A 15,691-nucleotide genomic window follows, 5' to 3' on the forward strand; every position below is an offset into this window, starting at 1 on the left:
CTGATCGTTCGCAATGGCGCCTGGTTTTCCAGCTTCCCAGTGCAATACCCGCACGCTGTTGCGACCCGCCTGAGCGATAACGACGTGAAGGATTTCTCCATCCGCCGTGGTCCGGATTTCCAGTCCCGGCAGGTAGCGCACTTCGTTGATCAGCGTGCGACCTGATGCCTGCGCAGTACTGATCTTACGACGACGCTGACCCTGGCCATCGTAGATATAACGCTCTTCATCGTTCGGCTCGTCTTCACGTTGCACGGTGGTGATGTACTGCAACTGATTACGCGCATCCCAGCCCATGACCTGACCGCGCGCCAGTTGCAGCAGATTGCCGTTGGCATCAAAACCCGTAGCGAAATCCACATCGCCGTTATCGTCGGGCAGGCTGCGATTGCTGTCCGGGGCAACGCGCATGTTGCGGGTGAAGTTGTGCGCGCCTTCGTGACGCATTTGCAGCAGATTGCCCGCAGCGTCGTAGCTGTAACGCTGTTTGTAGTTGCTGACCTGGCAGGGATCAATGGTGGGCAAAGGTTGCAGGCCGGGCATTTCAGGGCCATGACTGGCACCGTTTCTGACCTCCCGGCCAGTGGCTTCGATCAACTGGTATAACGTGTCGTAAAGGTAATGGCTGATCGGTTCGATAAGCTGGTTGTTGCAATACCGGTCTGGTTGAGACGTATCGTTGACGAGCAGGATATTGCCCACCGGGTCATAGCTGTAATCGAGTTGCTGCAGCAGCGTGCCGTCAGCAGAGATCGCGCTTAGCCCGGTCAGCCGGCCGTCCTGCTGATCATAGGCGTAAAGGCTGACTACGCCATTGCCCGCTGTTTCCTGTTCGACCTGATTGAAGGCGCTATAGCGCATCGCGCTGACCAGCGTCAGCGCATGCGTGCTGCCGTTCAATATCAGGTCTGCGCTGTGCAGCTGACCGGCCAGGTTATGAGTTGAAAGCTGGCTATTACCATTGGCATCAGTTTGCGTCAGCACTTCACCTTGTGCGTTGAAAACGCGACAGGTCTGAAGGCCGGCTGGCTCCAGCAGCTCATTACGATCAGGCTCGGCTGATGGCCAGTCCGCTGCTTCTGTGGCGAGCATGAAATGTCGTGTTTCGCTGAGTACCGAGCCACGCAGGCTGTAATCCTGCAGCAAACGCGAGCCCGCCGTATCGTCATGGCGAACCAGTTGATTGCACTGGTTGTGTCCTGCCGCATCTGCCTGGCCATAGGTAAACCGCTCCACGCACCGATGCTGTTCGATGATCCTTGTCGGGCGTAGCAGCAGGTCGTACTCGAGCTGCCGCTCGGTGCCGCGACCGTCCCAGCCGCCCAAAACCTGGCCCGCCTCGCCGAACAACGCCAGTCGCCAGCCGGCATCGACACTCTCGATGGCCAGCGCGCTGCCGCCAAGGCTATAGACAGTGCGCTGGTTTGAGTTGGCCAGACGTGGATCAGTGGCGGCAATCATCCTGCCTGCCGGGTCGAAACGCTGCCGGGTAACTCTGATTGCTGCCGCTTGCGCGGCGTCGGTTCGATGTAAAAAGACTCGGCGCACGACCAGTCCACGAACCTCGGAAACGATCAACTCCGGCGTTCGGGCATGTACCGCGCTACTGACCATGCCCGGCCGCCTTTCTCGCTGCCAGCACTTCCTCGGCGGTATCGTTTTCGTCCTCACTGATGGTGTACCAGACCCGATAGGTCTGTCGGCGCATCCAGCCTTTGGCGGTAATGGTGATGGTCGGACGCCCCAGCGGGTCGTAGAACTGTTTGTCGAAGATGTTTTGTGAGCGTATTGATGCGTCGTTTACATACCGATGACTGTTGGCGAAATATGGCCGGTAAACCCGCACCGCCAGGCCTTTATTGTTGTATTCCACCCGTTCACTGACACGCCAGCGCGGGGATGCGTGGACAATTTTCGGTTGACCGCCGACCCGTTCGAGATTGCCCCATTCATCGACAGAATAGGCGTCGCCGTCCTCCACCTTTTGACGCGTTTGCAGCGTGCGACCGAAGCCGTCTATCGACGCCACGCTGATGCGAATCTGCCTGTCCGGGTCTTCCGGGTAGCGGTCTGCAACCAATGCAGCGGTTGCCAGCGGGATGTCGACCAGACCCAGAGCCGTATTGCCGTCGTAATAGAGCGCGCTGGCTTGCTTGCCCAGAGCGTATTCGGGTTGCAGCGCTGCCTCGCTCGCCGAAGACCAGTGATGTCCGGTGCGATTAAGCGCAGGAAAGCCGACTGCCTCACCCAGTTCCGTGCCGTAAAAGCTGGTTGCCCATACTCTGCCGAAGGCGTCGTAATCGGCTTCCTGGCTGTTTTGATTAGGGTCGATGATTCGTCTTGGTTGCAGCACACGATAATCGTATTCAGCGGTGGTGACGCAGCCTGCCGGGTCGGTGATGCGAGTCGCGAACAGATCGTAGGCGTCGTACTCGACGAGACTCCAGCCATGACTGCGTGTAGGCCTGAATGTAGTGGGGTGGAAGAAGTGTTCCGGGCCGGCATAGATAACGAAGCCGCGTTTTACCGACCACAGGTTCAAGCTGTCCGCAGGCAGAAAACTCGGCATCTGCTGATAGCCGATCTCGACGAGTTTTTTGGCCAGCGTGGCGCTGTCCATGACTCGCTCGTAGGCGCTCAGTGCGTGATCATCCAGTTCAGCCATTTCAACAGCGTCAGCCAGCGCCTCAAAGGTCGCCTCGCCATCGTTGCAACCGATATAGCGTTGTACCGACAGGCTGGTGAGCGTACGTGGCAACGCTACGAATGGACCGGACGGATCGACGAATTGCTCGTAGCTGATCTGCGCAGGCGTCAAGGCGCTTGCCGGAATGAGCATGGCATCGCTGCGTGTGCGGTAAGGCAGACCCAGACGCCAGCCCTGCGGGCTGTCCAGGTGAATGGCTTCGGCGCGCATTTCATTCACGTAGAACTGTTGCTGGGCTTCGTCGTGTGATGCTTCCCACCATCGTTGCTGGTGAGGGTCCTCAAAGGGGGGGGCGTCCCCCGGTTTTTTGCGCCGCGCACAGTTGAAGCTGGCTGAGTGGAGCGTCGAGCCGTAGCGGTCCCACGCCAGGTTCAGACTGTGTTCGCACATCGGATCGTCCAGTTCGTCGGCCTCGTAACGATAGGTGATGACCTCCAGACTGAGCGGCAGCATCGACGCGTAGGGTCGATGCGTGCTCAATGCTTGCAGTTGGCGAACCAGATAGCGGCTCGATTGGGTCGAGTACAGCACTGTGGTTTTTTGACTGGCATCGAGCCCGAAGACTTCGTTGCGCAGTACAGAGCCGCTCAGCGCTCGTGACATTTCCTGCAAGGTCGCGTCATCTGCGTCTGTGACGGGCAGCTCGGTCCCGGTTGTTGTGTCGAGTCGGGACAACACATGCTCGCCGGGCAAGCGAGCAGCGAGGTCGCTGCGGTCATAGTCGGTGCAGGGTCTGGCAGGGTAGCGTCCTGTGTGGAACCAGGTCTTGTTCAATACCGGAGCGGTAAAATCCTCCTGATTCTGCGACGCCGTTTCGGTGTCGGTCTGCAGGAGCAGGCCGAAGCCGCGAAATTCACGTTCCCGAGGGTCATAGAAACCCTTCCGATAGCGGAACAGCTGGGTGAGCGTATTGCCAGTGACCTTGTCCTGCATGGTTTGCCTGACAACCACATGAACCGGGAACGGCAATTCCGAGACAGCAACGCTGCCAGCGGCCCGCAGCTCGTTTTTTTCGTCCAGCCATTCCTGCGCCGAACTGCGATAGCTGACTTCTCCGGCAGCGCCGAGATTGTTGTCCGAGGCCTTCAGCAAATAAGGCTTGCGCACCGTGCCTGCACGGTCGGCTGCGTAGTAAAGGCTCCAGTGTCGGGGCGTCATGTGCGGCACGGTCAGCACCAGACTGGAAAAACCGAGGCCCAGCAGATCGACCGCACTGAACTGGCAGAACCGGTCATAACGCATGCCCTCCGGCCAAGGTTGATCGAAGGCCGCGGCCAGACCGTTGCCGCCCTTGTTCATGAAGACCTGAAAGCAATCGGCTTGCAGATACAGCACGTCACTGGCACCTGAGCCATCCAGATCGGCCAGCCGCACCCTGCTCGAATCGAAGCTTTCGTAGGTGTAAGGCAGGCTGGCAAAGAGCTGCCCTTTGCCGAATCGGCCACGCCCCAGGTTCGGCCAGACGCGGATTTCGTTGTGCCGGATCCGGATCAGGTGTTGTTGCCCTGTGCCCAGCAGGTCGCTGAACGCCACGAGTTCAGTGGAGCTGTCGCTGAGCAATGGCAGGCGATCCTCGTCGTGAGGAATGTCCACTGCTGCGGCGAACCCATCGGCTCGACGGTTGGCATACAGGCGAACGCTGCGTGGGCCGATCAGGGCCAGATCGGACAGCCCGTCGCCGACCAGATCCGCCATTTGGCCTTGCGGGTGGAAAAACTCTGCAGGGAAAGCCGAGAACGTGGCGTAGTTCGACCAGCTTCGGTCAGGGTTGAGCGTAAAGAATCCGGCCATTCCCGGCTGGGCGACTACCCAGTCCAGCCGCCCGTCGCCAGTCAGATCCGTGAGGGTCTGACGTACCGGTGTGGCTGAATCAGCCGTCGGGATGCGGGGTAACGATTCGCAGGCTCCGTAGGTAACGGCGTCCGCTGCGCCAGCGGTATCACGGACCGGTTCGCGATAAAGCCACGCCTTGTCGTCTCGATAAAGCATGCCGGGCAAGCCGTCGCCATACAGATCGACCAACTGGTATTGCTGCCCGTCATTCAGGCCGGCTATGGGCTCCAGCGGCGTATAGATGCCCGACTCAAGACTGAAATCGGTGTATTGAAATTGCACAGGAGGTTGCTGATCGACGCGCCGCCAGTCCGTGCCATCCCATGCCTGCGAATGCGCTGCGCTCAGCAGGCTGTAGCCGAGCGTTGTCTGAAGGTGCTCCAGCAGCAGTCGCTGGGTCAGCAGCGGTGCTTCTCCGAGCTCGTCCGGGAAGTGATGGAACATCAAAACCTGCCGACACAGGCGCAGATTACCCAGCTCAAAACCATAGGCGAAACTTGAATGCGGATCGCTGCGCACGGGCCAGGTAAATTGCTCGTCATATTCGGGGGGCGGGTCGCTACGGGTGTCGCGCTGGTCATAGTCGAATATCAGATCGAAGTGCCACAGCAAACTGTCCAGCGAACCGTCTTCCCACAGGTAAAGCACGGGATGTGCCTTGGCATTGCCGTAGCGAACCCTGCTCAGGTAGCGTTGGGCGCGGACGTTTCTCGGGTGATTCTCTGGCAGGCCCTGGTGGTCTTCGGGCTTGTATTCATAGAGGATGTGCTCGCCGACGGCATTCATGCTTTCATCCAGCAACCATTCGGCAACCCGGTTCATGTCTGCCGGGTCGGCAATACGCGACGAGGTCTTGCTGCCATACAGGTTCAGGCTGCCGTCGGCGCCGTGAATCAGCCAGAAGCCGGGATCTGCGTTGTCCACGCGCCAATGCTCAATGCGCGCAAAGGCCCCTTCGACTCTGGTGAAGTAACGCACCACCTGATAAGTCGCCGTCAAATCATGACCGTTGTAGCTGCTGACCTGACTCAGGACAAGCATGCCGCTGTCGTCGCGTTCTGGCAGGCAGACATCGCCTCCGGGGCCGAAAATAAGATCATCGTCGTTGTAGCTCGGTACGCCCTTGCTGGCACGACGCGCGACTTTACTGGTGTTCAGGTTCCAGCCAAGCCCGAACACGCCGTTACCTGAGGTGCTTTGATAACTCAGCGACAGGGCAGGCGCGTAGCCGCGTCCAGGGCTGATCGGCAGAGCGATTTCCAGTGACGCCGCGCCACTTGTACCCACGGACCCCCAGCCCTTGCCGATGCTTTGAATCGCGCCACCGCCTTTGGGTAATGACGGCGTGGCAACAGTCGGTTGCAGGGACGGCGGCGATTGATTCTGCGATCGCGATTGAGCTTCCATGGCCCTTGCTCCCTGTCGGTTAACGACTTTTCGCCGTGTAGCGCATGTGCACGATGATGTCGGTGATCGAGTCGATCATGTCGCGCTGCGATGCCGGGTTGGAAAAGCTCAGTGTCCAGCGCGAGATCGCGCCGGTGCCCTCAAACGGCAGATAGCGCTCATCGTCGAAGTTGAAAACGAACAAGCCGTCATCGTCCACACCGGTAGACAAGGCGATCTGCTGGCTGGCACGCAGGTTTTCTTTGAGCGGCCCGTCAGGCTGGGCGTCCATCTGCACCGCGCTGTACGACTGGGTCAGGGTGGCGCGGATGTCCTGATAAGGCCCGACCGTGGCTGGCAACGACACACTGATGCGCTTGATGCGCCGCAGGTAGTGGCCCGGGTAATCCTCGTCAAGCATGGCTCGGGTGATTTCGAACTCGGCAATCCCGTCTTGCGCCAGGCGCTCGACCACTGCATCCCAGCCGTGATTGATCCCCGTATCATCTCCCTCTGCTTCTGGCAGCTGGCGCACCGAAACCGTCTTGACGATCTCCATTTTGCGCTCGTTGCGGGTCATGTAGGCCGCGTCCATGCGCAGCAGATTCAGTTTCAGGGCCTCGCCTGCAGTCAGGCCGCGCCAGGCATCTTTCCAGGCCGCAGGCTGGATGAAGGAGGTCGAGTAGTCGGCAATTTCATACTGCCAGCAGGCTTGCGTCGCCAGACATAATGAAAACGTTGCGTCATAGGTTTGATAATAGAAGGTCGAGAACTGCCCGTTGAGCCATTGATAGAGCTGGCTGTTGGTGAAGCGCTTGTTGAGAAATGCATAGACAGTCTCGGCCTGTTTTTTCGCCTCCTCAGCCTGACGAAGTTGCAAGGCGGTAACGCGGGTCTGGGCGTCGTGGACAGTCAGTTGCAAGGTGATCTGTTCGGACTCGAGCAAGGCCTGATCGCGCGCGTGTTCCCATTCCTGGAGGCGGCGACGAAACATTTCCGTGCGCTCCAGTGCATCGCCGACAGCTGCAGATCTTGCTGCGACGGCATGAGCGCCAGTTGCAACCATTTCCGGTACGCCTTCCAGCCGGAAGCCGCCTACGGCCCCTCCGGCTGCGGCACCAACGGCCATCCCGCCGGTTGCTCCAGCATGAACACCGGCGTGATTAGGGGCTACTTTCATGGCAGAAGCCACGATGCTGGCCGCACTGGCAGCGCTTTCTGCGATACGTGAAACAAGTTTTGCAGCACCCGCTGCGATTTCGACTGCGCTGACATTTTCATCCGCCAGCGTGCTGTAAAAACGGGCCCTTGCATCAACGACCGCCTTGCTGGCCTCCAATGCCTTGCGTGCCTGAACTTCGACTTTTTGCGCCTCAAGCTGCAGGTCAATGGCGTACTGGGCGAACTCCCAGACCTGCTGCTGTTGCAGCTCCATGAGCTGGCCCTGCTCCTTGCGCTCGATGATCGACAGCAAGGTGAAGCCGAACTGGATCAGGGTCTCCACGGCCGCGCTGGCTCTGGCGAACATGACCGGGTAGCGGTAGTGCGGTGTTTCCTGAGCCAGCAAGCTCCCCGCACCGCCCTCGGTTGCGCCATTGGCGTAGGCTGCGAGCAGCGCCCGTGGGTCCAGCGGTGCGGCGAACAGCGGCAGCGACAGTGGCTTGCCGTCCAGGGTGAGATTGTGGCGCAGGTTGTACAGGCGCGTTTCAAGCATGTCCCAGTATTTGACCAGCTCCGAATTCATCGGGAGGATGAAGTGATCGCTATCTTCCTCGCTCAAGGTCGGGTCGTCGCCGAAGGTGCTCAAGCGCAGGGACGGTTGGCTGAAACTGACAGTGGCTTTGCCCTCGTTGGCGGCGGCGCTGGCACGTACCTGTTGTTCCTGCTCGACAAGCTGCTGCTCGAAAGCCCGCAGCCCCGGACTGGTGGACGCTGCCAGATCGCCCAGTGCCATCGGTGTCCATTGGCTGGTCAGTTTCACATCCGGGCGCGGCCCGAGCAGATCGAGAATACGCACGTACCACAGCTTGGCTTCGCCCAGACTGTCGGGCGTCAATTGCCGATAGGCCATGTCGCCCCGGTCGATCAGGTTCTTGATGTAGTGGAAATAAACCGATTTCTGATAGCGCACCGGGTCACTCGCCGCGATACCGTCCGGGTCGATAGGGGTGCGCAGAAAGTAATCCGGGTCAGGTACTTCAACCAGAGGTCGAACGTTCCAGTAAGCCGGTGCGTCGCCTGTTTTTTTACGGCCCGGGTCGAAGATGAACCCGAGCCAGCGTTCGGCATCGGTGAAGCGTTGTTCCAGGTTGAGGCGATGGGAAATCATGAACGGCAGATGCAGAAACAGCTCCCAGAAGTACAGGCCGTTGGCGCCTTTGAAGTCCATCAGGTCAGCGATGGTGTCATCATCGATGGGCGGCTCCTGCAATTGCTGGGTGTCCCAGGACAACAGGGCTTCGAGCGCAATGTTGGCCTTGTTGATCAATTCGCGGGCGAACAGCGTGTTCATACGGATGGGGTCGCGCTTTTTCGTGTCAGAGCCGTCACTGAACTGAATGGCGGAGGCGGAGAAGTCGATGTATTCGGCGATGCCCAGAATGGCGTTGATGCGTTTGTTGATTTTGGGGGAAACGGGGTCGCTTCCATCAGCGGTTGCCCACTCCAGCTCTATTTCGGTGGATTTGAGGGCGTTACCGATCCAGGCAGGGGGAACTAGCGTGTTTACGGCAAAGCCGTGGGTGATGTAAAACTTTTTCGATCCGCTGATGAATTGGGCTTCTGGAAGATCTGGCAGCAAGGTGGACTTGTCGAACGTGATAGTTGTCTCATAAAGGCTGGGTGCAGTGAGGCTACTGGTATGAGGGCGTTTAACCATCTCTTTTTGCGAGTTGTTATGAGGGGTGTTCATGTTGTAGGGGTAACTGAACCATTGGGAGAATATATGTGTTAGGGGAAATGAAATTGAAGTGTTTGTACGGTCTACCCATCCGGTTCTAACTAGTACAATTTCGCTTGATTTTATATGGCTTGGCTGTGTCTGATGGGTAAGTAGTGCGCGTATAGCCCTGGTTTTGCAAAATCCTTTTTCAAGGTTAACGAAGTCTATTGTGGGTCCAACGGTGTAGCTGCCGTAGTCCGGGTTGCGCAGAAAGTGTACGGGATCGCCTCCCGCAGGATTAACAATAATGTTAAATTCTATTAATGCGGGGTATGGGGTTGGGCGTGCTATTGTAAGGCCCGAACCACGCTGTAGTAGGGTGTATTCAGTATTCTCGTATTCAGCGTCTATAAAAAGTCTGAGTGTCCATGCGTCGAGATCTTTTTTGAATGTAACTGTTATTTCGGTGGAAAAAGGGGGTTGGGGGATATCAGCATTCAGCGCTGTAAATAGTGTGAGGGTTGAGCGGTCAAGTCTAATGACAGGTTGTAGTGTTCCCGCCATGTTGGTTATTTTGCTTTGGTGGTCCAGGCAGTTCCACCAGATAGCGTCTTTATTGGGGGCCGTAGTGACAGCTGATTTCAATCGGATATACAGACTCCACGTAAACTGAAAATTTTCCTTGTTCTTTAAAGCAAATGCCCAGCAGGTCTTGCGCACGCGAGGTTGCTCCAGACCCAGGTCTGCCTTGTCGGAAACGGTATCTACGTAGTTCGCCACTGGAAACGCTGGCGTTTTGTTGAAATTCTTGTCGACAAAGGCCGTGTGCAGAAAGGCATACGTCGACGTTGAGCCATCGGTGTCACCAGGCGTCAGCGATTCACCCGCATACATGGCGATAAACAGCGATTCCGGGGAGGCCGATACATCGAAGATCGCAATACTGTTCAGGTCGTTTTCAAGGTTGACTGCCTTGCCTGCCCGGGTGAAGACATTGGGTGTGGTCACGTCCATGTAGATTTGTGGCGCACTCCAGGAGTCGTCATATTTTTTATAGGAAATATTCAATACCAGACGCACATTGGGGGTGATCATGGTGACAGGTGCCTCGACCGGCGGCGGGTTGACGGGAATACTGCCGCCCGGCCCCGGCACGATGGTGATGGCCGGTAATTTCACGTCTACCTGTTCGGTAACATGAACCAGGTCAACCCACGTCACAAACAACCGATTGTTGAAATACACCGGGCGGATGGTTCTTTCCAGTGTATTGGCATTGATGCCGATCTCGGCGCGCTTCCAGTCGGACCAGGCACCGGGTGTCGGATTATCGAACTTCGCCCCTGCAGTACCTTCCTTGTACGCACGCTCATTCATGTCCACCGTGCGCCAGTAATAAATGTTCTCGGCGCGCGACTTGCCGATAAAGTAGTACTTGCCCTCTGCGAAGCGGTCGCTGTCGATGTAGCCGTTGATGATCGTCAGGTTGGCGACTTCTTCAAAACTGGCCAGGTAGGCTTTTACCGCATCTTGCGCCGTGTCGATATTGATCCTGTTCTGATTGATGTCGTTTTCCAGTTGTGCGAAGTAGCTGGACTTCTTCAAGCGCAATGCCGGAGAAATATAGATCTCCGGGTAAAGCGCCAATTGCATATTGGCCGCCCAGATCGGGTATTGGCTGCTGCGGTCACGCCATTCTACAAAGCGCGCTTCGGTCGGCAGCAGCGTTTCATAGCCCGGCTCCATGCCCAGTAACGTGCCATTGATGAGCTGCTGCAGGCTGCTCATTGCCGATGCGACATAACTGGTCTGGACTTCATTGCTGACCTGATTGTCGAGCAGAAAAAACTCATACAGGTCATTGGCGGTTTTCAAGCGCTGGTCCAGGCCCAGGCGCTTCAGCATAGGGTCGTTGGGTACGACCTCACTCAGATAGTAAGCCACCAGCGCATCGCGAAAGGATTCGTTGAGCCGGCTTTCAAGGGTATTGGACATGATCAGGCCTCCATGGCATTGAACGGGTTAATGCTCACGGCTTAACGATTGGCGGCTATCACGGCTTCGCCTACGGACTTCCAGTGCGAGGCTGTGCTGGTCGCTGTCAGGTCAGTAGCCGACAGTAATTGTCTTGCCGAAAGGCCGGTGATATCACTGGCGCTGTGCATCCGGCTCAACCAGTCCACCTCGTGCATGTTGGCCGCGATACGATCTGACCCGGTCAGCAATGCGTTTGCGGCCAGCACTTCAGATGACGTCCAGCCTGTCAGTGACGCCAGCCGCGCAGCACATTGTGTAGCGTCTCGCTGCGGGTCATTGGCTTGCTTGAAATAATCGAGCAGCGCTTCTTCCGGGTAACCGCAGTTGTCGCGCCAAGTGCCGTAACGGTCGAGCAAATACAGACTGTTCGGTGAAAGAGAAAACGGGCCTTCTGAGTCTGCATACAGCCAGCGTGGATTGATCAAAAAAGTGCGCAGTGCCCGGGCGCTCAGCCCCAGTTGCTGGCTGACTTCTGAATAGCGAATCAGCATCGAGAGCGTCTGAATGACGCCATTATCCCAAAGTAACGCAGCGAGAAACTTGCTTACGTCGCTGCGTGCCCAGCGTATCACCGGCTCGCAACGGTCCGGCGGCAAACCGGTGAGGGTCAGCAACAGCTCTTCCACCAGCCGATGTTGATTCCGGTAGCCGTTCAATACGAACGTTGCAAGTCTGGCTTCGACTTCGCTTGCAAGGGGTTCCGCGATGGCTATGGAGGACAAGTGTTCATGCAGGGTTCGGCGGATGCTGACCGCGGGTTCCTCGTACAGCGGCTGAGTCTTGACCAGCCCTAAATCGTCGATCAGGTAAGAGAGGATAAGCCACCAATTGATGGTGTTGTTTTGGTCGTCCTTGCCTGGCAAGTCAAGGGATGCCAACTGGTCTCTCTTCAATACAGCCCGGCGCGCATCGTTGGTTAATTGCTCAAGCTGAACAGTCAGTTCCTGCGTGACTATTGTTTCGGTCATGTCCCAGCCTGCCTGACGTCGCAGTGTGGTGACGTCTCGATCAGACGCTTCGAGCCACGTGACTGCCCAGTCCAGTTGCATCAGGATATCGAGCACGTCCGGTTCGCTGTCGTCGAGTTGACCTGAGACCACCTTTTTCCGAAAAGACAGAGAGCCTAGCAGGTCGATCAATGCCCGGCATTCCGCGGTGGTCAGACCGAACATCGAAGCAATGCGGGCTTGGCGGTACAGCGAAGAGATCATGCTCAAATTGAGTCTGAAGTCAGTGGGCGCGTTGCCAATCAATTCGCGAACATCGATGGCCAGCTGCCTCAAGCCCTCATGAGTGCTGGATAAAAGCAAGGCCCGGCTCAACTGAGCGCGAGTCTTGACGTGCTGGCTACTGTCCTGATCGAGGTAGAGAATTGACCCGTTCAACACCAGCGGGGTATCGAACAATGCCGGGTTGTTGAAGACCCGGTCGAACATCGGCAAGCGCCCATCATTTGCCTCGCCGGGCATCTGGTGAACAAAGGCTGCAAACTCATCAGGCGCAAGACCGTAACGTTTGTTCAGATACCGATAGGTTCCCAGTGCGCGTAGCGTATTTACCGTCAGCACCATCTGAGGGTTCACCTCGCCTTCGGAGCGAATGACCGCCATGATCAACGTGTCCAGCGCTGTAAAAGGAATGCCCGTCCAGCGCTGCAGACGGATCATGCGTTGCAGGCGGTCGAAGCGGTCCACGCTGGTGTTGACCAGCCGCTCAATGCCGTACGCATCCTTGTTCAGAGCCATTGCCGGCTGGGTGCTCGGGCCATTGACGTAGCCAGCCCCGAATCGAGCCTTGATCGCTGTCGGGCTTACCTCACGTGGGGAGTCCTCATCCGAGGTTTGTCCCGCTGACAGGATGTTGGGGGAGGCATAGGCAGTGTGGCTGCCTATGGCAAGAAGGGCTTCGACGCCGTCACTGTCCAGACCCGTCTTCTCCAGGAAGAGGTGCAGATTATTCAAAGGATTGCTGGCGTCGTCGACGTAATCAACGTCGTATTTCGTTTTGAAGAACTGACGGGTCAGGTCCGCCATTGCGTCGGCGTTTGCCTGAATGGGTAAGGCAGGTTCAGTCACGATTGCCTGTTGCTCGGGGCCTGCTCCGCTCATCAGCACCTGCGCGATGGTGCTGGAGTGCTGCACTTTCCCATAGTCACTGCCGTACCTTGACGTGGTTGGACCTTCAAGGCTGACGCGGTAACTCAGCTCGCCTAACGTCGGCTTTTTCCCCACCAGCCCAAGGCTGATCTGTTGAAAGTGAAAGTTGTAAGGAAACTGAAACGGGTGTTGTTTCTCGGCCACCAATTGGTAAATAGTCTTGCCCTTGTCCTCAGGCACCGTGTCTACGTAGGCGTTGATGGCTTTACTTAACACCTGATTGACGATATGCAGCGTAGGCACTGGCGTGAAGGTGCTTTGTTGATCGATCAACAGATCCTTGAGGTCAGGCCGTCGTTCATCGAGTTTGATTCGGCTCGGTTCCGCCACGCTGCCTTCCAGCTGTTCCAGAGCAAAACGATACAAGGACGTCAGGTACGCAACGGGTGAATCCTTGGCCTCGATTGCACCCACCTTGCAAAACAGATCCCAGTTCTCCTTGAAAAGATTGGGAAAGCCAGGCCCGATGTCTACCAGCGAACGCACGCCGGTGCGCCGCGTCACTGACTGGATTCGGTCTGAGGAAAGTAACTGATTGCGATACAGGCGCACGATTTGGGTGGCGTAACAGCGAGCGTTTTCGTAGGCGAGCGCTGCATCAGCGTCACTGATGCGTGAGAGTTCGCGAACAAAAGCGGTTTTGGAGCGCCGTACGATATCGAACACTGAATGTACATTCAGTTTTTCCATCGCGTCGATGAACGATACCTGGTCATCGTCATGTTCGTGCGTATCGTCCCCGGATCGGGCCAGGTTGCGTAACAGGGAGAAAGGTTGCTCGGTCATGTCCGGCTCTCCAGAGGTCATGACACAGCCTTGTTTACCGTGGCGCTTGCGTCTACCTGACAAAAGTGCCAGTCAACCCTCAAAAACATCAAGAATTTCTTTTCAAAACAACGTCTTGGTTTCCGATGCTGAAGGTATGTTCATTGGCGATTGACTGCTCGCAGGTTATGCCTATTGGTTCTTGAGCGAACGGCGTGCGTCCGTTCGCCTGATGTTATGGTTGATGGGCATCACTAACGGGTGGCAGGAGTTTCAAGGATGAAAGCGAAGCACTCGATCATGCACACCAATACGCCGCAATTGGCGGTCAGCGATTCACGGGGCCTGCCTGTACGCAGCGTGCATTTCTATCGGGGCGCTGATGGGCAGCCTGTTCAAGCCAGAGTGACGCAGCAATATTTCGACCAGGCCGGGCGACTGATCGCCAGTCGCGATCCACGTCTTTTCAGCCGTTTGAAATACGATGTCTGCGCGCCCGTAAACTTGACGCACATCTTCAGCTTGTCCGGGGCTTTGCTGCTATCGAAAAGTATCGACTCAGGTTGGCGGGTGAGCCTGAACGGTGAAGCGGGGCAGTCAGTCGACAGCCGGGACGGACGTGACAACCAGCGCCAGATTGAATACGACGGGCTGTTGCGCCCTTTGTCGATCAACGAGGCCGGTCGAATTACCGAGCGCTTAACTTATGGCGGGCCTGCCACTGCTGAGCATAACCAATGCAATCAACTGATTCGCCATGACGATAAGGCCGGCTCGCGCCTGCTGCCGGACTATGGACTGTCGGGTGGGGTGCTGAGTGAGAAGCGGTATTTCCTGCAGTCGCCTGACAGCCCGGACTGGCCACTTGCTGAACATGATCGTGATGTACTGCTGGAGTCCGACGGCTTGCATACGCGCTGGGTTTTCAACGCGCAGAGCGAAGCGCTGGCGCAGACTGACGCCAAGGGTAATTTTCATCGTTTAAGTCACGGTGCGGCTGGACAACTGCGCGCTGTTGAACTGACCCTGGCCAATACCGAACAGCCGCAAACGCTGGTCAGTGCGATTCACTACGACGCGTTCAATCAGGTCGAGCAGGAGACGGCCGGAAATGGTGTGGTCAGTCGCTATTTGTATGACCAACAGGACGGTCGGCTGACCGAGCTCAGTGCGCTATCTGCTGACGGCACGCTGCTGCAGCAACTCGATTACAGCTATGACCCGGTGGGCAATATCCTGCTCGTCAACGATACGTCTCAACCAGACCGGTATTGCAACAACCAGCTTATCGAACCGATCAGCCATTACCTTTACGACACGTTATACCAGTTGATCGAAGCCACTGGCCGGGAGGTCAGAAACGGTGCCAGTCATGGCCCTGAAATGCCCGGCCTGCAACCTTTGCCCACCATTGATCCCTGCCAGGTCAGCAACTACAAACAGCGTTACAGCTACGACGCTGCGGGCAATCTGCTGCAAATGCGTCACGAAGGCGCGCACAACTTCACCCGCAACATGCGCGTTGCCCCGGACAGCAATCGCAGCCTGCCCGACGATAACGGCGATGTGGATTTCGCTACGGGTTTTGATGCCAACGGCAATCTGCTGCAACTGGCGCGCGGTCAGGTCATGGGCTGGGATGCGCGTAATCAGTTGCAGTACATCACCACCGTGCAACGTGAAGACGAGCCGAACGATGAAGAGCGTTATATCTACGATGGCCAGGGTCAGCGTCGTCGCAAGATCAGTACTGCGCAGGCATCAGGTCGCACGCTGATCAACGAAGTGCGCTACCTGCCGGGACTGGAAATCCGGACCACGGCGGATGGAGAAATCCTTCACGTCGTTATCGCTCAGGCGGGTCGCAACAGCGTGCGGGTATTGCACTGGGAAGCTGGAAAACCAGGCGCCATTGCGAACGATCAG

General features: G+C 57.2%; 4 protein-coding genes and 1 pseudogene. 1 reads left to right on the plus strand and 4 read right to left on the minus strand.

Annotated features, from left to right (window positions below; translation table 11 throughout):
• The 4 genes and pseudogenes from BT119_RS26040 to BT119_RS26055 all read right to left on the minus strand — a co-directional run.
• Window positions 1-1,614, minus strand: a pseudogene (locus BT119_RS26040) (toxin); the annotation flags it as partial.
• Window positions 1,604-5,947, minus strand: coding sequence for a SpvB/TcaC N-terminal domain-containing protein (locus BT119_RS26045; protein ID WP_072367184.1), 4,344 nt, complete (start codon window positions 5,945-5,947; stop codon window positions 1,604-1,606). The pseudogene BT119_RS26040 and the gene BT119_RS26045, both read right to left, overlap by 11 nt.
• 19 nt (window positions 5,948-5,966) lie before the next feature.
• Window positions 5,967-10,802 carry a Tc toxin subunit A-related protein gene (locus BT119_RS26050; RefSeq protein WP_072367186.1) on the minus strand — a complete coding sequence of 1,612 codons (4,836 nt, stop codon included), beginning with the start codon at window positions 10,800-10,802 and terminating at the stop codon, window positions 5,967-5,969.
• Between the two features lie 41 nt (window positions 10,803-10,843).
• Window positions 10,844-13,786, minus strand: coding sequence for a Tc toxin subunit A (locus BT119_RS26055; RefSeq protein WP_072367188.1), 2,943 nt, complete (start codon window positions 13,784-13,786; stop codon window positions 10,844-10,846).
• Between the two features lie 258 nt (window positions 13,787-14,044).
• On the opposite strand from BT119_RS26055, the gene BT119_RS26060 reads away from it, so the two are divergent.
• Window positions 14,045-15,691: RHS repeat domain-containing protein (locus BT119_RS26060; RefSeq protein ID WP_139271386.1), on the plus strand; the 1,647-nt coding region annotated here is incomplete at its 3' end.

Source organism: Pseudomonas sp. NFACC10-1 (assembly GCF_900119195.1).
In the GTDB taxonomy this organism is placed as follows: domain Bacteria; phylum Pseudomonadota; class Gammaproteobacteria; order Pseudomonadales; family Pseudomonadaceae; genus Aquipseudomonas; species Aquipseudomonas cerasi.

Coding starts and splice junctions, on each gene's coding strand:
- BT119_RS26045 (WP_072367184.1), bottom strand. CDS start 5,947: ATGGAAGCTCAATCGCGATCGCAGAATCAATCGCCGCCGTCCCTGCAA.
- BT119_RS26050 (WP_072367186.1), bottom strand. CDS start 10,802: ATGTCCAATACCCTTGAAAGCCGGCTCAACGAATCCTTTCGCGATGCG.
- BT119_RS26055 (WP_072367188.1), bottom strand. CDS start 13,786: ATGACCGAGCAACCTTTCTCCCTGTTACGCAACCTGGCCCGATCCGGG.